Raw genomic sequence first — 19,626 nt, 5'->3', positions numbered from 1 at the left:
TGATAGGATGGATGGTGTAGTTCAGGAAAAAACTATTGGAATAAAACTTATTTATAATCTATTTTATTTATAGCCTAAAATCAATCTGATCAATATTTACATTATATTAGTAAAGATTAAGAAATTTAAAACAATCACATTGAGAACAATTTTATTCATAATCATATCGGGTTTATTATGTTTCGGCTTATCAAGCTGCAAACCTTATACTGAAGATAGCGCTACTTTAATTGAAACAAATAAGTATGTTGTTTATACTTCTAAAGAAAATATTAAAAGGGTATTCCAAAAATCGTTAAAAAGCCAAAAGAATAATATCTCAATGCTTAAAGAAAACACTGATCTTTATAATGAACTACTTAAAAAACAACACGATAAACCCTGGAATATCTACAAAATAACTGATAGTATGAAAATGCTTAACAGATTACAATACCATACTGCTTTCTTATTAGAGACTAATCAAGCTTTTATTTATAACAAAATATCAAATCGGCAAGAAAAAATAATACTTGAAAAATCTGAAAGTTATAGAAAGTTCAAAGTAAACGATACCATCATACTACATGTCATAGATCGATTTTATTAATATTACCTTCCCTTCTCCCTTTTAAAAGTATAATGATTAATCAAAATCCTGATCTCAATGAATTCAAAATCGTCAGAAAGTATGTTCTCACATTCTTTTAATGGAACATCAGGACTTTTATAAAATCCGACCAATTGTCTTATCCATTATCCGAAAGTAAAGCATAAGCATCTCAACATCTTTCATCACCTTAAATTTCAGGCTTGAAAAACGTCAAACCTGACTGCCATCTTTCGTAAGCAGATGATAAATAATCATCATATAAATTCATTTTAATATAAATAATTCACAAATAATAGAAATAAAATAATATATTCGTATTAGAATCACCGAATTGAACACCACAATTAAAAATAGTATTATGAACAAAAAAAACAATCCCGAATTGTATCGGAAAACAAAGGCAAGAGCAATCTTTATGAGTCTTGTTATGGCTGCTACTTTAATGTCCTGTAACAAAAATAATGATGAGTTAAACGCAGAGGCCCAAGCCAATGCTCTCCATCAGGAAAATATTAAAAATGGCCGATTGGGAGGTCAGGATATCACCTACGAAAGGAAAAACGGAATGAATTTTTTCCAGGGGGATATTGTTCTTTCCGACAAACAGCTGGCAGGTGATAATTCAGTTGATAAGGGAGGAGCAAGCTACTCAAGGTGGCCGGGAGGTAAAATTTATTATACTGTTGCCGGCAATATGGGTTCTATCAATGCCAATAAAATAACCTCTGCTGTCAATGAATATAATTCCAAAACCAATACACAATGGATTCCGCGTACCAATCAGACGAATTATGTAGAATTTATTTTCGGAAGTTCATCCGGATCAGATGGTTGGGCGCATATCGGGTATCAGGGCGGAAGGCAGACTATTTCTTTGGATCAGTATATTTCTGTAGCATCAGTCATTCATGAGATGGGACATACGGTGGGACTTTATCACGAACATTCCCGTAAAGACAGAGATCAGTACATCAGTATTCAATGGAATAACATACAGAGCGGGCAGGCTTATAATTTCAATATGTACAATTCCGGAACAGATATAGGTCCTTTCAATATCAACTCTGTGATGATGTATTGGCCCAATTCCTACTCTAAAAACGGCCTGCCTACGATTAAGAGAGCCAACAATACTAATTTCACCTACAACAGGACAGGTTTTACAACGGGAGATATTAATACGATCAATACGATGTATCCTTAGTTCTTAATATTAGAAAATCAATCAGGGAAAGGAATACTATGAATTCTTTTCCCTTTTAAAAGTATAATGATTAATTAAAATCCTGATCTCATTGAACTCAAAATCATTCGGAAGTGCATTCTTCCATTCCGTCAGGGTTTCGTGTGGCTTACTGTAGAATTCAGCTTCAAAGGCTTTGATTTTATCGGAAGTAATCACTCTTGAAATATCCAGCAATCCCTGTTCTGCAAATTTTGCCAGATGCCCGATCACGGTTTCTTTTACCAAACCTCTTTCCAAAGCAATTTCCCCGATGGTTTTCCCTTGTTCAAATAATTGGAATGTCAATACCTGAGACGGAACTTTTGCAATCTTTAAATTGATTTCTTTATCATTTTTTTCATCTAAAAGCTTCGTTTCCAGCAAATGGGCTTCTTTCAGGCTGTTCAGGTATTCTTCGGTATCTTCCAGCCAGTTTCGGAATTCTTCGTTGTACTGTTTCAGGCCTTTCGTTCCTTTAATTTCAGCATAGAATTCCTTCAGCGGGTTGAACACTTTATCCCTGATTTCCGTAAAGAAAAAATTAACGGCTCCTTTGGTTTTGCTTTCAATGTCGGACCATTCTTCTTTGTTTTCGATAAAATTATTAACCTTCTGGGAAATGACCCTTTCCAGTTTTTCAAAAATTTTACCGAGGTTAACCACTTCATGTTTCAGCTGAAGATAAAGCTGATTGGTTTTTACGTGGTCGATATTTTTTGTGGTGATAGAAAGCTTGTTCCATTCCTCCAGCTCATTCAAAAACCACAGGCAGTTGACGGTACGGAGTACTTTTTTGATGCTGTAGTCATATTTTTCACGGTTCAGAATGGCCTCCACATTATCATTGGCAAAGGTATTTCCCTGGAACTGCAGAATCCTGTTGTCCTTAAAAATAACTTCAGGGGTAATTTTAGATTTTAAAACAATTCCTTCGAGCGTACGGCATCTGGATAACGCCACATACACCTGACCAGCCGTAAAACTTTTCCCCGCATCAATGATCACCTTGTCAAACGTTAAACCTTGACTTTTGTGAATGGTAACCGCCCAGGCCAGCTTGATCGGAAACTGTTCGAAGCTTCCCAAAACTTCTTCCTTGATATTTTTTTCAGTGTCCAGGAAGTATTTTTTCTGTTCCCAGACTTCTCTTTTAACTGTAATTTCTCTTTCGCTGCCGTCGAGAACCACTTTGATCTCATTATCGTCTAAAGCTAAAATTTCACCCAGCTTTCCATTGAAATATTTCTTTTCCCCGGTAATATCATTTCTGATGAACATCACCTGCGCTCCAACCTTTAATTCCAAAAACTGCTCGTTCGGGAACTGGTTTTCCTTGAAATCTCCAAACAACTTGGCTTCATAGGTTTTCACGGTCAAATCAATCTCTTCCAGTTTTTGCTGGTTGATTTCGTCCGCCATTTTATTGTGTGAGCACAGATAAACGTAGGAATCAGTTCCTGCCTTAAAATCAGGATCATATCTTTCATTAAGAACATCAAAATTAATATTGGCTACATCGCCGTCACGGATAGCGTTCAGAATATCCAGAAACTTTTCATCGGACTGTCTGTAAACTTTGGTCAGTTCAATCGTCAGAAGCGGAATGTCCTTAACCGCCAGACTGTCGAAAAAGAAAGGAGACTGGTAGCAGATCTTTAAAATATGTTCGTCCCTTACCACCGGCGGAAGCTGATAAAGATCTCCGATGAACAGCATCTGAACCCCGCCAAACCGCTGGTTATTCCTTCTGATAAATCTCAGGGAGAAATCCATCATATCAAGCACATCTGCTCTGAGCATGGAAACCTCATCAATGATAAGAACCTCCACTTCTCTTAAAAGCTTCAGTTTGTCTTTTCTGTATTTGAAATGAGGCATCAGATCGGCAATATTATTCGCCAAACTTCCGTCAATACGGTCTGTAGTCGGTAAAAATGTTCTCAAAGGCAGTCCGAACATGGAATGGATGGTTACCCCACCGGCATTAATAGCGGCAATTCCCGTAGGCGCCACTACAATATACTTTTTCCTTGTCTTCTTTACAAAATCATTAAGGAAGGTGGTTTTTCCGGTTCCGGCTTTTCCCGTAAGAAAAACACTTCTGTTCGTATGCTCTATTAAGTCAAAAAAATGATTGTTCATCGCGTTCCAAAATTACGGAAATGAATTTGATTTTCTTACCTTGGCATAACTTTTGAAAATTCTTTAACAGAAAAGAAATTTATAATGAAAAAATTCTTAATCCATATCCCATTACTTGCCTTATTTACTACACTTTCACTTGTTTCATGTACTTCATCAAAAAACCTTGATACCAATCTTCCAAAAGATATTGCAGAAAGACCGGCAGATGAAGACAGCCAGAAATATGAACAGGCTCAGCTGGATAAGTTAAAAGCATCCATTGAATCTGAATCATCAGGAGAAAAATGTACGAATTCTTCGGAGTGGACATTTGCCCCTATGAGAGCCAAAGCCTGTGGCGGACCTCAGCAATACATTGCCTTTCCAAAGAAAATAGAAACCTCTATATTGCCAAGAATCGAGGAATATACACAGAAAGTAAAGGCATTCAACGAAAAATACAACATCACCTCAGACTGTATGATGGTTATGCCGCCAACCTCCGTTAAATGCATCAAGGAAAAAGCCCAGCTCATCACAGCAGAGCAGTAAAACAAAAAAAATCAAAGCAAAGGTTATATATCCTGTTGAATTATCAACAAAACTCAACTCAGGAAGTTGATACTAAGGATTGAAAAAAGCTCTATCGGTAAGATGGAGCTTTATTTATTTGTATTTGTAGAATCAAGATTTGAGAATCAAGAGCCAAGATACAAGAATCAAGATTTCAGATGACAGACTATTGAGGCCAACGGTTTGATGTCAGTTGTGAATGGTGGCTTCGAGAACCTCAGCCACCGGATATTTGCCGTTTATCTAATACTTCCGGATTTACACTCTTCAACAGTCCGTCTACAGCGCGTATCTCGCATCCCGAAACCAGCAACGGTCAACCAGCAACTCAACTCTCTCTCAAAACGCTCCAATCCTCAGGCTCTCCAACTCAAAACTAGCTTCCCACCTCAAGATTCTCCTTATACCACGAAGAATACTTCACATAATTATCTGCGATCCTGTTCACTTCTCCTTCCAGAAGCTGAGCAGAGATGTCTTTAATTTTCTTTGCCGGAACGCCGCCCCAGACTTCTCCGGATTTGATATGAGTTCCCTGCGTTACTACAGAACCTGCACCTACAATAGAATTTTCTTCTACCAGACAGTCATCCATAACGATGGCACCCATGCCGATCAGTACGTTGTCTTTGATGGTACATCCGTGAACGATTGCATTGTGTCCGATGGAAACGTTATTTCCAATATTTAAAGGGTGTTTCTGATAGGTACAGTGCAGCATAGCATTGTCCTGAACATTCACTTTATCGCCCATCCTGATGTAATGTACATCTCCTCTGATTACTGCATTATACCAGATGCTGCAGTTCTCTCCCATAGTAACGTCACCGATAATGGTTGCCGTTTCTGCTAAAAATGTTCCCTCTCCTATCTGAGGTGTTTTCCCTAAAAGTTCTTTTACAATTGCCATAATTGATAATTTGATAATTTGATAATGAGTTAATTTGAAAATGCAGATTCTGCCGGTCTTCTATAACTTCTGATTTTTTATTTGAATGAAAATAAGCTGATTTGAAAAATAGTCTCCTCTAAAATCTGATATCTGATGTCTGATATCTCACATCCACTCAACTAATTTCTAACTTCTAATCTCTAACTTCTATTTCTAAATGACTGCGATAGCAAAAATCTAACTTCCAACCCTCAACTTCTAATTTCTAATTGCGTATTTTTGTATCTCAAATTTAACGAAAAAATGCGTACGATACTTATAGAACCAACTGAAAACCCGAAAGTGATGAAATTTGTCGCGGATTATAACCTGATCCCGGGCTCTTTAGAGTTGGACAGAAGTTCAGATATTTCAGAAATTCCTTTAGCTCAGGAACTTTTCAACTATCCTTTTGTGGAAAGAATTTTCGTTACGGCTAATTTTGTAGCTGTAGCAAAACAGGACACCGTAGAGTGGGAACATGTGACTGAAAGCCTGAAAAATATTATTGAGGACGAATTGCTTGCCAATCCGAGAATTTACCTTCAGAAGAAGAAGGAAATGTATCAGATCTATGCGGAAATGACGCCTAACCCGAATGCCATGAAATTTGTTTCCAGCAAAATGCTTATTGATGGTTTTGTGGAAGTAAAATCAAGAGAGGCTGCCGAAGGAGTTCCTTTAGCTCAGGCGATCTTCAAGGAATTTGATTTCGCTAAAGAAATTTTTATTTCTGATAACTTTGTTGCTGTAACCAGAGATGATTCTGTGGAATGGCATCAGGTCATGATGGCGGTACGCGGTTTCATCGCGGAATATCTTCAGAGTGGTGGCGAAATTTCAAATCTTGAACCTCAGACTCATGAAAATCCTGTTGAAAAAATCATCAACAGAGAGTATACGGACGACGAACAGAAAATTTCTGACATCTTAAATGAATATGTAGCCCCTGCCGTAGAAAACGATGGTGGAAAAATTTCCCTGATGGAATACGATCAGGAAAATAAAACGGCGAAAATGCTTTTACAGGGAGCATGTTCAGGATGTCCAAGCTCTACAGCCACTTTGAAAAACGGAATTGAAAATATTTTAAAACAATTCGTTCCGGATCTGGTGGAAAGAGTGGAAGCGGTGAATGGGTAATGGTTTTGAGTTGGAGAGTTTTAGGGTCGGAGAGTATATGAGTTCAGAGTTTAGTTCCTGGTTAACAGTTGCTGGTTTCGGGATGCGGAATACGCGCTGGAGACGGACTGTTGAAGAGTGTAAATCCGAAAGCATCAGATGAACGACAAACATCTGGAGGCTGAGGCTCTCGAAGCCACCATCAATACTGTCTGAAATCTGACGTCTGGCATCTGATATCTCAACTCTCCCCTATCAATTGAAATTATAATTAAAAGAATAAAGTTTTGCAGAAAGAATCCCTAAGTTCAAAAAAAGGAATTTTATTAGTCAATCTGGGATCGCCAAGATCAACGGCGGTAAATGATGTAAAGGAATATCTCGATGAATTCCTGATGGATGAAAGAGTAATTGATTACCGCTGGATTTTCCGTGCCTTACTGGTTCAGGGAATTATTCTTAAAACAAGACCGGCAAAATCTGCAGAAGCCTATAAAACAGTGTGGACCGATGAAGGTTCACCCTTAGTGGTCATCACTGAAAAAATCCGGAAAAAACTCCAGAAAATAGTGGATGTTCCTGTAGAAATCGGGATGAGATATGCGCAACCGAGTATTGAGGCAGGAATTCAAAAATTGATGGATCAGGGAGTTTCTGAGATCGTTTTGTTTCCATTATACCCGCAATATGCGATGAGTACTACGGAAACTGTGATCGAAAAAGCAGAGGAAGTAAGAAAAAAGAAGTTCCCGACCGTAAAGATCAATTATATCCAGCCTTTTTACAACAGAGATATTTACATCAACTGTCTGGCCGAAAGTATCAAGGAAAAACTTCCTGAGAATTTTGATGCCCTGCAGTTTTCTTATCACGGTGTTCCGGAAAGACATATTTACAAAACAGATCCTTCAAATACCTGTAAAATTGATGATGCGAACTGTATCAACAGTAATGTCGATACTCACAACGCTTACTGCTACAGACATCAATGCTATAAAACTACGGAAGCTGTTATTGCTAAAATGGGACTTCCCAAAGAAAAAACCATTGTCTCTTTCCAGTCAAGATTAGGAAAAGATAAATGGATAGAGCCGTATACTGACGAAACGCTAGAAACAATTCCTAAAAAAGGAATAAAAAATCTGGCCATTGTATGCCCGGCCTTTGTTTCCGACTGTCTTGAAACCCTGGAAGAAATTTCAGTGGAAGGCAAGGAGCAGTTTCAGCATGGCGGTGGAGAAAATTTCCATTACATTCCTTGTCTGAATGATGAAGACCGATGGATCGAAGTCGTAAAGATCCTCTGCGAAGAAAAACTGAATGACTTTTATCTGGTTTAAAATATAAGGAGCTGTTTTATACAGTTCCTTTTTTTATTGACTTTGATTTTAATTAAACACAAATACCACAAATAATCCGCACAAATAAACACAATCATCTGTGAAAATCTGTGCAATCCGTGGTGAAAAAAATCCAACCACAAAAGAGGCAAAAGTTTTGAACAATTTAGTAATTTTTAAGTTGAATGGTTAATCATAAAAAGTGCACATAAGTTTTGAAAAATCTACGATTTTATTCTGAGAAATTTTGAACCATTAAGGAGGGTTGAAGGTTTTATAATGATTAAGATGAGCCACGCTTTTAGATAGATAAGATAAAATAAAACACAAATACCACAAATAATCCGCACAAATAAACACAATCATCTGTGAAAATCTGTGTAATCCGTGGTGAAAAAAACTCAACCACAAAAGAGGCAAAAGTTTTGAACACTTAAGTAATTTTTAAGTTGAATCTCTTTATGAATAGAAAGTACACCCAAGCTTAAAAAAAATCTACGATTTTTGCTTAACTATTCTTACCTCCTTCACTGATCTTAATGTTTCAAAAAGGATACACCATCATCTTTAAAATTCGCATAATCTGCTTAATCAGCGGGAGATTTATAAAAACAAAGAGGCACCCATTATATGAATGCCTCTTGCTATTTAAATTTTAATGTATAAATTATTTTCCAATCGGAGTTCTGAATTCCCCATACCCCATCAGTCCGTCATAATTACGTCCGAAAGGTGCATAATATAAAAACGCCTGATACAGGTTTTCCGTCTGCCAGAAATTACCGTTAACCTCTCCGAAGTTTAAAGATCCATTGCTTTCTTTTGTAGCCAGGATATAGTTGTAGAACCCTTGTTTCAGGAATATTTTGGCTACGTATTTTTTATTGGCGGCATCGTACTGCATCTGGTTTTCTTTGCTGGGTTTAAAATCATTAAAACCTCCCAATACATAGATTTCTTTATCTACAGGATCAGATTCCAGCGAAAAATACACCCACGAATAATCTGCTTCCCTTTCCGCATTTCTTTCCAGTCCAAGATCATTTCTTCTGTAATACCACGCTCCGTTGACATCCGGCTGATACTGATAATTCAGAGGGAAAGCCCATACCGGATGAAGATAGGTCTGGTTCACCCCGTCTTTCAATTCTGTAGTGCTTACCATATCGGCAGCCATATTCATATTTTTGTTATCGAAATAATAGAATTCGTTATTCCCTGGAAATGTTAAATTCATCTGCTGGAAAAGCAGCTGGTTTCCTAAGGTAGCACTGGGTTTCTGATTATTGATTACCATATTAGGATTGTTATTCTGCATCACATTCAACGTCATGGAATTGACATTGGAAGAAAGATCTCCTGCCTTGGAAGTAGCCTTTACTTCTACTCTCTGATTGATATTCGGTTTTTTGGCATCTGCAATTCTTGATATATTCAAAGCAACGTTTGCTGCATCTTCCACCAGATAAAAACGTCTTTTGAAAAGGGGTTTTTCCGCCGAATCCTTGTAAACGATCAGTTCAAAATTTCCTGAAATCTTAGGCTGCATCTTATCATTCGGGAATGTAAGTTTATAATGCGTATAAGCCTGTATGGTATTAAAAGAATACTCAAATTTATCTAAAAGTCCGTTCAGGCTTCCTGTGGCAATCTCTGTAAAAAACAGGTTGTCATCATTCCAGTTTCTGTCGTAATGTTTAATGGTATATCTGTAGATTTCGCTGGCATTGGTAAGGTCGTCAAAACTTAAAACCAATTGTTCACCGAACTTGATGACAGGGGTTTCGTCATTCGTCTGCGGATTAAAAAGCTGGATGCTCTGGATATTCTGTCCGTACACCAGTCCGCCCAAAGAAAGTAAAAGTATTCGCAATGTTTTCATTATGACGAAGATAGCGAAAAATCGGGATTTTCTTAATAATATCGTATTTTTGAAATAAAAAAATATCAGTTATGCTTCAGATCCAAGGCTTCGTATTCAATTTTGCCAGCGAAAACACCTATATCCTTTACAACGACAATAAAAATGCCTGGCTGATAGATCCGGGAAATATGAATGAGCAGGAAACCAAAGCTATTGAAGGCTTTATTTCTGAAAACGGACTGAACATCCGGAAGATCCTTTTGACACACGCTCATATCGATCACGTTCTCGGTCTGCAATGGGCTTTTGACACGTTTAAAGTTCCTGTTCACATGCATCAGGAGGATCAGGAAGTTCTGGATATGCTTCAGGCCAGCGGCATGAGATTCGGGTTCTCTGTAGATCCTGTAAAAGCAGATACCGTATACGTTAATGAAGGTGAAGAGCTTGAACTGGACGGAGAAAAATTTAAGATCTACCACGTGCCGGGACATTCTCCGGGAAGTGTTGTTTACCATAATGAAACCCAGAAATTCATGATCTCGGGGGATGTTCTGTTTGAAGGAAGCATCGGAAGAACCGACCTTTACAAAGGAAATCACGAACAGTTAATCAGCGGTATTACCCATAAATTATTTATTCTCGATGATGAAACCCAGGTTTTCTCAGGACACGGCAATCCTACGACGATTGGTTTTGAGAAGCAGTATAATCCGTTTTTTAAGTAGACCGGAGTGCGAGTTTGAGAGTTTCTGGTTGTTAGTTTCTGGATGCGGGATATGTGTTGAAGTAAATCCGGAAGTATTAGATAAACGGCAAATATCCGGTGGCTGAGGTTCCCGAAGCCACCATTCACTTACAAAGCAAAATTCACAGTTCACAATTGACACCCCAACAAAATCAAAAACCGCCAGAACAAATCCTGACGGTTTTTTTTATGAAGAAAATAAATATAAGTCTAGAAATCTAAAGTGATAGAAGCTCTCGCTGCCGCCCCCATGATGGGTCTTGCCATTCTGAGATTTGTTCCGGCTGCAGTCTGGGATCTTGGATCTCCTTCTGTGATTCCAATGGTGTTAAAGATATTGGTGCCATCCACTGCAAAACGTATCTTTCCTAACTGATAAGACATTCCTGCTCCTACTTCGGTGAATGAAGGCAGAATATTATCATCCGTATTTCCTTCGTTCTGGAAACGTTTTCCGTAATAATTCATGCTTACATATGCTCTCCATTCCTTCGTGATATTTACGGCAGGAGAAATATTGAAATAGAATTTAGGCATTCTTCTTACCGTATTTCCATCAAAGTCGAAAGTAGTTCCATCCGCATTTTTCCCTGTGAAATCCTTGTATTTCGGATTCTGAATGGTTCCGTTGAATGTCACTTCAAGAATATTATTGAATAATCTTGTATAGCCTTCAATCTCTACCCCGAAATTCGTAGTGTTTGCGAATTTATTTTCTGAAGTTCCGTCTGAGAATACATCGGTGAACGAAAGATTCTTAAGTGTGGAATAGAAAGGAATAATTCCGATATCGAAAGTACGTGAGTAATATTTGTATCCCACTTCCAGTTGATTCGTATCAACCGCTTTGATGGCACTCAGATCTGACATATTATTGTAATACGCCTCTTCATTCGGAGATCTGAAACCATGAGAGAAACGTGCGTATACCGCATTATTTCTGTTGATTTTATAGTTGGCAGCCAGGGTATAAGATACTTTGCTGATGTCATAATACCAGTAGGTATATTTATTCCCCAATACGGCCATATTGTCATCTGCTGTAGTAGTATCAAATCCATGGGTACCGTCAGTACTCAACCCCGAATTATTCAGATTTGCTGTTGTGGTGTTTACTCCGTATCCTTTATAGAAATCACGGCTGTAACGCATTCCTCCGTTAACGCTCAATGCATCTGTGATATTATAATCTGCATTTAAGTAAATATCATTAAGACTTCCCTGGATCTGTGAATCCCTGATCAGGAACGACATATCTTTTACGCCATTATAAGTCTGGGAATATCCTGTATCTGAAGGCGCCATAGACGGATTAACCAGATTTAAAAGCTGCGGCCTGTCTGTTGCTGTTGTTAAAATATTGCTCCAGTTCCAGTATTGATGAGACTTCCAGTTGGATTTATAGAAACCTGCCGTTACATTTCCTTTGTCGAATTTATAATTGAACTGTAAATCATTCACGAAATTATTCATCTGCTTGTCAATCGCCCAGAATCCTAGTTTCTGTATATACTGAGGATTTACAACAGCACCGTTACTCACCAGGGAATACTGATAATTGCTCATCCCCAGTCCACCGTCTTTTACAGCACCGGTAGCATAGTCGGAAGCCAGTTTAGGAGCTCCCGCAGGGAACATCCCTGTATATTCCATATTGATATTCGTATATCTCGTCTTGTTCAGGACGCTGAAATTATTTCCAAGATCATACTTGAATTCTGCCCCTAATACATCTACTTTCGGATGGATTCCGTTTTCAAGGTCTCTTTTGAAAAATCCTCCACCCGCCTGTGGAATACTCAACTGGCCAATCGCTCTATAGCTGTAGGTTCCGTAATTGGCATCAAAGCCCGGGAATTCTTTCAGACTGTTTCCGTCCTGCAATAAAGGAATCGGAAGGTAAAATGTATTTCTGTCATCCAGTTTTTTGTAATATACTTTTGCATAGCCTTTATCAAAGACATACTTAAGATTCATTCGGATCTGTCCTCCGTTGTTCGCTTTAAAACCTGTTTTTCTGATTCCGTCATCCGTTCTGTAGAAACCGCCTACATTGAAGAAAAGTTTATCCTGAACCAATGCGCCACCTACGTTAATATCGGTACGCATCAGGCCGTAGGTACTGGTTTCCAGCTTGGCTGTTCCTTTGAAATCATTACCTCCTTCTTTAGTAATAAAGTTGATAAGACCTCCGGGAGAATTATTCGCATAAATAGATCCTGAACCTCCTCTCAAAGCTTCCAGACGGCTCACTGAATTATCTACACGGAAAAAATTATCCGCATTCGCAAACTGAAGCGCCCCGTCTTCAAAAACCGGAAGACCATCTTCCTGAACCTGCACAAACTCGTAGGCTCCCGCAGAAGGTATGCCTCTCGCAAAAAGGTTATTTCCCACTTCACCTCCCGAAGTTTCCACAGCAAAGCCCGGAACTCTCTGCAAAAGGGCTGCAGCACTGATCGGGTTTTGTTTCTGAATTTCTTTGGCTGTAAAAGTGGAAATAGCCGTACTGGATTCTATTTTCTTTTTCGGGCCGGAGTTCCCGGTAATAACGATCTGATCTATAGAAGATGTTTTGATGGAGTCCTGCGGAGTTTCCTGGGCGTACGCATTGTTGAAATAAAGCGTAGCGGTGGCAGCCATTAAAAATATCGATCTTTTTTTCATAGCATATGATTTTTATAGAGTTAGTTTTGTTTTAATTTGAGATAGACCCCGTTTGTCCACCCGAATCCGTCCTGATTCGGATACTCTCCGCCTCCCGCAATGGTTTCAGTGTCTAATGCATTATATTTTTCCATTAATTTTCCGGTGTTGCTGTATACCCTTTCCACATTTCCGCACCAGTTATTTTTTATTTTTTCAGCAAGCTCATCAAAACCGTAGTTTTTCATGGCTTTAAATCCTAACCACTGATAAGGTGCCCAGGCATTCGGAAGATCCCATTGCTGGCCGCTTTTCTTCGTGGTAGTCACCAGACCTCCCTGATAAAGAAACTTTTCCGCAATCTTTTCAGCGACAGATGCTGCCTGTTGAGCGTCTGCCAGTCCTAAAAATAAAGGGTAAAGAGCAGCAATATGTTCAGACGGTGTGTTTTTGTGTTTTTTTAAATGATAATCTTTATAACATTCAGTGTTTTCATCCCAAAAGTAAGTGTTGATCATCTGTCTGCGTCCTGCTGCTCTTTGAGTAAAATAATTTTCTTTTTCTGTCAGATTCTGAAGCGCTGACGATTTTGCCAGAGTTTTTTCCAAGTGCCATAAAAGGCTGTTCAGATCTACTTCTGCAATGTTCAGCGTTTCTATCGTCTGTATATGTTCTCCGTCTGCAAACCATCTGCTGGAAAAGTCCCAGCCGGATTCACAGGCGCTTCTTATGTTTCTGTAAAATTCTTCGCCCGTGTTTTCGCTGTCTTCAATATCAATCAGATAGCTTTCAGGGCGCGGTGCATTTTCTGCATCATAATAACGGTTCAGAACATCTCCGTTCTTTGTTTTTGTTACCCTTTTTACGGTGGAATCGTTGTCCAGCCATTCTTCACCATTCATCCAGAAAGCATATTCCTTTTCCAGTGTCTCATGGTATTTTATGTAAATATTTTCGTCGTGGTTCGTTTCAAAAAGCAGATCCAGCATCAGCGAAAAATACGGTGGCTGCGAACGGCTCAGGAAATGTGTTCTGCTTGCATTCGGAACAAAACCTACATTCTGAATTAAATAGGAACAGTTTTCTATAATGTTTTCCATCATTTCTGTTCTGCCTGAAACCTGCAGTCCAAGCATGATAAAATAGCTGTCCCAGTAGAAAAACTCGTTAAAACGGCCTCCGGGCACGATGTAGGGTTTAGGAAGTTTCAGCAATGTTCCTTTTTCTTCATAAGCCGTACGGGTCAGCTCATCCCAAAGTTTTTCAATATGCTGGTCAATCGGCAGCTGCTCTTCCCTGTGGATAGAAATTTTCGCTCCCAGGAAATCAAAATTTGCCAATACAAAATCCTTCAGATCAAATCCTTCACTTCCCTTCTTTTTTTCATACGCCGCATTGATCTCCGAAACAGGAAACACAGGAACGGCATCAGTCATCATCTTTTGGTCTTCAAAGATTCTGGCTCTCTGAACGTCATCAAAAAGAACCTGGATTTCGTTGATGTAAAGCTGTTTATTCATTATTATTTCTTAGGATTTATTTTTAATTTATTCATGAAAATGGCTGAAATGATCAGCAGTGAAAGCGGTATCAGGGATTGATAAAAAGCCTGCTGCCCGCTGAATTCCTGGAAAACAAAACCCGTGATCATAGAACCTATTGTTCCTCCGATCGCAGAAAAAACCACAATCAGTCCGGACATCGCACTGTGTAAATATTTTGGAATGGATGCCAGGATCACAGAATTAATACTTGGATAAATAGGTGCCAGCAAACCTCCCATCAAAGGAAATAAATACACCACAAGCGGCGCATTGAACCACCCTGTTCCTGCATCAATCTGAATATTGTGGGTTAACGGAAGCACCAGAAGGATACTTGCGGCAAAACCTATTACACAAAAAGAAACTACATAGATCCAGCTGAATTTCTTGGAGAAAAAGCCTGATAAAAACCTTCCCAGCGCAAAAGCTCCCGCTAAAACGGCTCCGGCCTGAATACTCATAGAAGTAGGAAGTTTTAAAATTTCTTTATAAAAAGTCGGCGTCCATGTCTGGAAACTCTGCTCTACCAATACAAAAAGGAAGGCACACAGCAGAAAAAACAATACTTTTTTATAGCTGAATAAGCTGATGCTGTTTTTCAGGTCGCCCAGCAAATCGGTTTTCTCACTTTTAGCTGCGCTTTCATTTAATTTTGAAAAGAATAAAAACAAAAATGATAAGGAAGAAACGGCTCCCAATACCCAATATACATTCAGCCATTGGGTTGATTTCGGATTGTGATCATCGATGAACAAACTGAAAAGTACATTTCCTGCCAGTACACCAATCATGAAAAAGCCTTCAAGAAAGCCCATAAAACTGGAATGTTCTTTATCCGTATCCGTCACAAGCCCAATCGAAGTGAAGACTGAAATCTTTATTAACGCAAAAGAGATTCCTACAATCGCAAACAGTAATTTGAAAAACCAGAAATCATTGGAAAAAGGCATCACAAAACACATGCAGCTTACCAGAAAAAGAGCGACAAGCATAGAGTTTTTGATCCCGATTTTTGGCAGAAATGATGCCAGGATAAATGAACATATGGCAATCGGAAGATCTTTAAAACCTTCAAGAACACTGGCCGAAGATTTTGAAATTCCGAAGTTCTGCTGGACCTGTAAAATAACTGTTCCCACGGAATTCAGAAGAATCGCGAAAACAAAATAATTTAAAAACAGTACAGCCTTAATGTTGAAATTTTTCATGGAGATCATTTCTTGTCGGCTAAGATAGAAGCATTTCGCTTAACATTAATTTAACACAATAAATGAATATTTGAACTATATTAATATAATTAGTATTTTTATTGAATAAATACGATTAATGAGATGAAAGTTAGTTTTGAAAGAATAATCCCCAGTGAAAAAAGCTCCTTCCGAACCCTGCACAACAATTCGCCCATCTGCGAATTCAAATGGGAATATCATTATCATCCGGAAATCGAGCTGGTATGTGTCATTTCCGGGAATGGAACGCGCCACGTAGGCTATCACAAAAGCAATTATACAAATGGTGATCTGGTATTGATCGGGTCTAATATTCCGCACTCCGGTTTTGGGTTAAATTCTACCGATCCTCATGAAGAGATTGTCCTGCAGTTCCGGGAAGAAATCCTTCAGTTTCCTCAGCAGGAAGTGGAAGCCCGGTCTATTAAAAACCTGCTGGAACTTTCAAAATACGGAATTCATTTTCATCATAAGATCAAAAAAGCCATGCTTCCGAAGTTGAAACTCATGCTGGAATCGGAAGGCTACAAAAGATATCTTCTGCTCCTTGAAATCCTGTTCGAGCTTTCTCAATGTAAGGATTATGATCTTTTGAATAAAGAAATTATGCCGTACACCATCATCTCAAAAAATAAAACACGCCTCGAGAATATTTTTACTTACGTAGAACATCATTACGACAAGGAGATCAATATTGAAGACGTCGCCAGGCTCGCCAATCTTACGCTTCCGGCTTTCTGCAATTTCTTTAAAAAAGCGACCCAGATTACATTTACAGAATTTGTGAACCGGTACCGCATCAATAAGGCCTGTCTGCTGATGGCTCAGGATATGAGTATCTCAGAATGCAGTTACAGCTGCGGGTTTAATAATGTGACCTATTTTAACCGGATGTTTAAAAAATATACGGAGAAAACACCTTCTGAGTTTATAAAGAATTTCTCGCACAATAAAGTGAATGTGGATCTGAAGGTTGAAAAAGAGGTGAAAATTACAGCTGGTTTTTAAAAAAAATACACTGTCAACCTGCCACTGTCATGCTGAGCGGAGTCGAATCATCTTTCATATAGATATTGTAAGGAGTTACAGTGTTTTGTTTCCCACTGATCTCACAAATTTCACAGATCATTATTCATAAAAATCTGCGGGATCCGTGCAATCTGCGGGAGATAAAATTATGGACCTGCTTAACTATTATTTTGAAAAATCGCTCTCCATTACAGCTGGATTTAAAAAAAATACACTTTCAACTTGCCATTGTCATGCTGAGCGGAGTCGAAGCATCCTTCATATAGATATTGTAAGGAGTTACAGTGTTTTGTTTCCCACAGATCTCACAAATTTCACAGATCATTATTCATCAAATCTGCGGGATCCGTGAAATCTGCGGGAGATAAAATTATGGACCCGCTTAACTATTATTTTGAAAATCGCTCTCCATTACAGCTGGATTTTAAAAAAAATACACTTTCAACTTGCCACTATCATGCTGAGCGGAGTCGAAGCATCTTTCATATATATTGTAAGAAGCCATAGTGTTTTGTTTCCCACAGATCTCACAAATTTCACAGATCATTATTCATAGAATCCGCGGGATCCGTGCAATCTGCGGGAGATAAAATTATGGACCGGCTTATCTATTATTTTGAAAAATCGCTCACAGATTGACCAAGTGTTTATGCATTAAAACTGCTATTCAAATGCTTCGACTCCGCTCAGCATGACATTGCTAATACTAAAGAGACTGGGATACCATAAAAGATCTGTTTGATCCGCTTAATCTGCGAGAGATTATTTCTGATTATCTTTTTTATCTCACGCGGATTCAGCAGATAAAGCAGATTCATCTGGAAAATAAAAAAGCTGCTCTAAAAAAGAACAGCTGTATTATAACAGGTAAAGCCAAAAACTTTAAACTTTAAACCTTGAACTTTAAACTTTGAATTTTGAACCTTAAATCCTACTCCTTCCACTTGATATTACATCCCATGCTTGGTCTCTGGATTTCTTCCTGAGGTTCACCCAATAAAAGATTTTCAAAAGCAATGATCAAATCTTCTCCGGTAACATCTTTATTGTTTCCTGGTCTTGAATCATCCATCTGCCCTCTGTAGATCAGGTCTAATTTATCATCAAAGAAATAAAAATCCGGCGTGCATGCAGCATCGTAGGCTTTTGCTACCGCCTGGCTTTCGTCATATAAATAAGGAAAATCAAATTTTCTCTCGATCTGGAATTCGATCATTTTTTCCGGAGCATCAGCCGGATATTTTTCTACATTATTGGCGTTAATCGCAATGAATTCAATTCCTTTATCATTATAGTCTTCATATAATTCGTTGATCTTGTCAATCACATGAAGAACAAACGGGCAATGGTTGCACATGAAGATCACCAGTGTTCCTTTTTCTCCTTTGAGTTCATCCAGAGACTGAACTTCATTGGTTTTTGATGGGTTCGGAAGCTCAAAAAAAGGAGCTTTGGTTCCTAGAGCCAGCATATTTGAGGGAGTATTCATATCCTTTATTTTCTTTATCCGCAAAGATAAAGTTTCTTTTAATATAAGCCAATTCAGGAATTTATAAACTTGCGTTAAATGTTAATTAACCTGATTCACAGTAAGAAATTAAGATGGAAGACGGAAGATGGAGGATGGAAGTTACTATGGGACGGTAAGTACTTAACAGTTTCTCCTACATTTATTGAAGCTGTTTTAAAAAATCAATAAAACACCCCTGTATTTATATTTTAGGCTTCAATAACTTCCCTCTTCGAGCTTCTGACTTCCTTTCTTCACGATAAAAAATGAAATGGCTTCTCCCGAACTTATGTTAATTATTAAATATTATTTGGAAGATATCTTAAAAAGTTTGTAGTTTTGCTAACACTGTTAGTAAATAAAAATCATGGGCTTACATGAACGCCGTCAACGAGAAAAAGAATCCATCCGTGCAAATATTTTGCAGGCGGCTTTCGGTTTGGCTAAAACAGAGGGCTGGGCTTCACTTTCGATGCGTAAGATAGCAGATGCTATTGAGTACAGTGCCCCTGTGGTTTATGATTATTTTGAAAACAAAGAAGCCATTTTGTATGAAATTTCCATCAATGGTTTCCACTGTCTTCATATAGAATTATTAAAAGCTCAGAGACAATTTGAAACACCTGAAGAGCAGCTTACGGCCATTGTAGATGCTTACTGGAATTTTGCTTTTAAGAATAAAGAATACTATCAGCTGATGTTTGGTTTGGGAATGCAGTGCAGCGGTAAGGGCCAGATGAAAGAAGAGTTTTCTTCATTCCAGGACCTGATCTATGAGTGTACCTACAACATTATCAAGAAGAACGGAAACAATACAGACAACGCCTGCCATATGTCGCACGCTTTATTTTCTGCGGTACACGGGCTGATCTCTATTATGATGATGAGAAATACAGATATTCCTTCTACAATGAATAAAACGACTTTGGACGAAACGGTTTCTGCTTTTGTTAAGTCTCTGTAAATTTTTTTTGAATCAAAAATTAACACCGTTAGGAAAAATAACATCGGATATCAAGTAATTATTCAATTTAAAAACTAAAAAAAGAAGCCATGGAAGCCATAATCCATCAATTTCCGGAAAACTCTAGCCTTTCACTTAACACTGTTAGATAAATTAACACATAATTAATACACCTCATTATATCA

The 19,626-nt window shown here is 38.3% G+C and carries 15 protein-coding genes; 8 read left to right on the top strand and 7 right to left on the bottom strand.

The window, feature by feature from the left end:
• Positions 1-139 precede the first annotated feature (139 nt).
• On the top strand, positions 140-589 hold the full coding sequence (locus JET18_RS02145) for a hypothetical protein (protein ID WP_202088982.1): 450 nt from the start codon (positions 140-142) through the stop codon (positions 587-589).
• Positions 590-950: 361 nt separating this feature from the next.
• On the top strand, positions 951-1,796 hold the full coding sequence (locus tag JET18_RS02140) for a M12 family metallopeptidase (protein ID WP_202088981.1): 846 nt from the start codon (positions 951-953) through the stop codon (positions 1,794-1,796).
• 36 nt (positions 1,797-1,832) lie between these two features.
• Here JET18_RS02140 and JET18_RS02135 read toward each other — a convergent pair whose 3' ends face one another.
• A complete protein-coding gene (locus JET18_RS02135) occupies positions 1,833-3,959 on the bottom strand; it encodes a helix-turn-helix domain-containing protein (protein WP_202088980.1) in 2,127 nt (708 codons plus the stop codon).
• 84 nt (positions 3,960-4,043) lie between these two features.
• Between JET18_RS02135 and JET18_RS02130 the strand changes: the two genes are divergently transcribed.
• Positions 4,044-4,493 carry a hypothetical protein gene (locus tag JET18_RS02130; RefSeq protein ID WP_202088979.1) on the top strand — a complete coding sequence of 150 codons (450 nt, stop codon included), beginning with the start codon at positions 4,044-4,046 and terminating at the stop codon, positions 4,491-4,493.
• Positions 4,494-4,890: 397 nt separating this feature from the next.
• Here JET18_RS02130 and JET18_RS02125 read toward each other — a convergent pair whose 3' ends face one another.
• Positions 4,891-5,424, bottom strand: a complete 534-nt coding sequence (locus JET18_RS02125; protein ID WP_202088978.1) for a gamma carbonic anhydrase family protein — start codon at positions 5,422-5,424, stop codon at positions 4,891-4,893.
• A gap of 285 nt (positions 5,425-5,709) precedes the next feature.
• Between JET18_RS02125 and JET18_RS02120 the strand changes: the two genes are divergently transcribed.
• On the top strand, positions 5,710-6,588 hold the full coding sequence (locus JET18_RS02120) for a NifU family protein (RefSeq protein ID WP_202088977.1): 879 nt from the start codon (positions 5,710-5,712) through the stop codon (positions 6,586-6,588).
• A 266-nt stretch (positions 6,589-6,854) separates the two neighbouring features.
• A complete protein-coding gene (gene hemH / locus JET18_RS02115) occupies positions 6,855-7,907 on the top strand; it encodes a ferrochelatase (protein ID WP_202088976.1) in 1,053 nt (350 codons plus the stop codon).
• A 667-nt stretch (positions 7,908-8,574) separates the two neighbouring features.
• On the opposite strand, the gene JET18_RS02110 is transcribed toward hemH, so the two are convergent.
• Positions 8,575-9,789, bottom strand: coding sequence for a type IX secretion system plug protein (locus JET18_RS02110; RefSeq protein ID WP_202088975.1), 1,215 nt, complete (start codon positions 9,787-9,789; stop codon positions 8,575-8,577).
• 71 nt (positions 9,790-9,860) lie between these two features.
• On the opposite strand from JET18_RS02110, the gene JET18_RS02105 reads away from it, so the two are divergent.
• Positions 9,861-10,499: an MBL fold metallo-hydrolase gene (locus JET18_RS02105; protein ID WP_202088974.1), complete on the top strand. Its 639-nt coding sequence runs from the start codon at positions 9,861-9,863 to the stop codon at positions 10,497-10,499.
• Positions 10,500-10,729: 230 nt separating this feature from the next.
• On the opposite strand, the gene JET18_RS02100 is transcribed toward JET18_RS02105, so the two are convergent.
• The 3 genes from JET18_RS02100 to JET18_RS02090 are packed head-to-tail and all read right to left on the bottom strand — an operon-like array spanning position 10,730 to position 15,917.
• A complete protein-coding gene (locus tag JET18_RS02100; RefSeq protein ID WP_202088973.1) occupies positions 10,730-13,186 on the bottom strand; it encodes a TonB-dependent receptor in 2,457 nt (818 codons plus the stop codon).
• Positions 13,187-13,206: 20 nt separating this feature from the next.
• Positions 13,207-14,685: a trehalase family glycosidase gene (locus JET18_RS02095; RefSeq protein ID WP_202088972.1), complete on the bottom strand. Its 1,479-nt coding sequence runs from the start codon at positions 14,683-14,685 to the stop codon at positions 13,207-13,209.
• A 2-nt stretch (positions 14,686-14,687) separates the two neighbouring features.
• Positions 14,688-15,917: an MFS transporter gene (locus JET18_RS02090; RefSeq protein ID WP_202088971.1), complete on the bottom strand. Its 1,230-nt coding sequence runs from the start codon at positions 15,915-15,917 to the stop codon at positions 14,688-14,690.
• A gap of 123 nt (positions 15,918-16,040) precedes the next feature.
• On the opposite strand from JET18_RS02090, the gene JET18_RS02085 reads away from it, so the two are divergent.
• Complete coding sequence (locus JET18_RS02085) at positions 16,041-16,946, top strand: AraC family transcriptional regulator (protein WP_202088970.1); 906 nt, start codon at positions 16,041-16,043, stop codon at positions 16,944-16,946.
• Positions 16,947-17,898: 952 nt separating this feature from the next.
• Here the strand turns inward: JET18_RS02085 and JET18_RS02080 are convergent.
• A complete protein-coding gene (locus JET18_RS02080) occupies positions 17,899-18,456 on the bottom strand; it encodes a thioredoxin family protein (protein WP_202088969.1) in 558 nt (185 codons plus the stop codon).
• 388 nt (positions 18,457-18,844) lie between these two features.
• Here JET18_RS02080 and JET18_RS02075 point away from each other — a divergent pair, with 388 nt between their 5' ends.
• Positions 18,845-19,441: a TetR/AcrR family transcriptional regulator gene (locus JET18_RS02075; protein ID WP_202088968.1), complete on the top strand. Its 597-nt coding sequence runs from the start codon at positions 18,845-18,847 to the stop codon at positions 19,439-19,441.
• Positions 19,442-19,626: the final 185 nt, after the last annotated feature.

The organism is Chryseobacterium endalhagicum (genome assembly GCF_016745235.1).
GTDB classification, from domain to species: domain Bacteria; phylum Bacteroidota; class Bacteroidia; order Flavobacteriales; family Weeksellaceae; genus Chryseobacterium; species Chryseobacterium endalhagicum.
The sequence above is the reverse complement of the archived record's forward strand: the minus strand, read 5'-3'. Positions and strand labels throughout refer to the sequence as shown.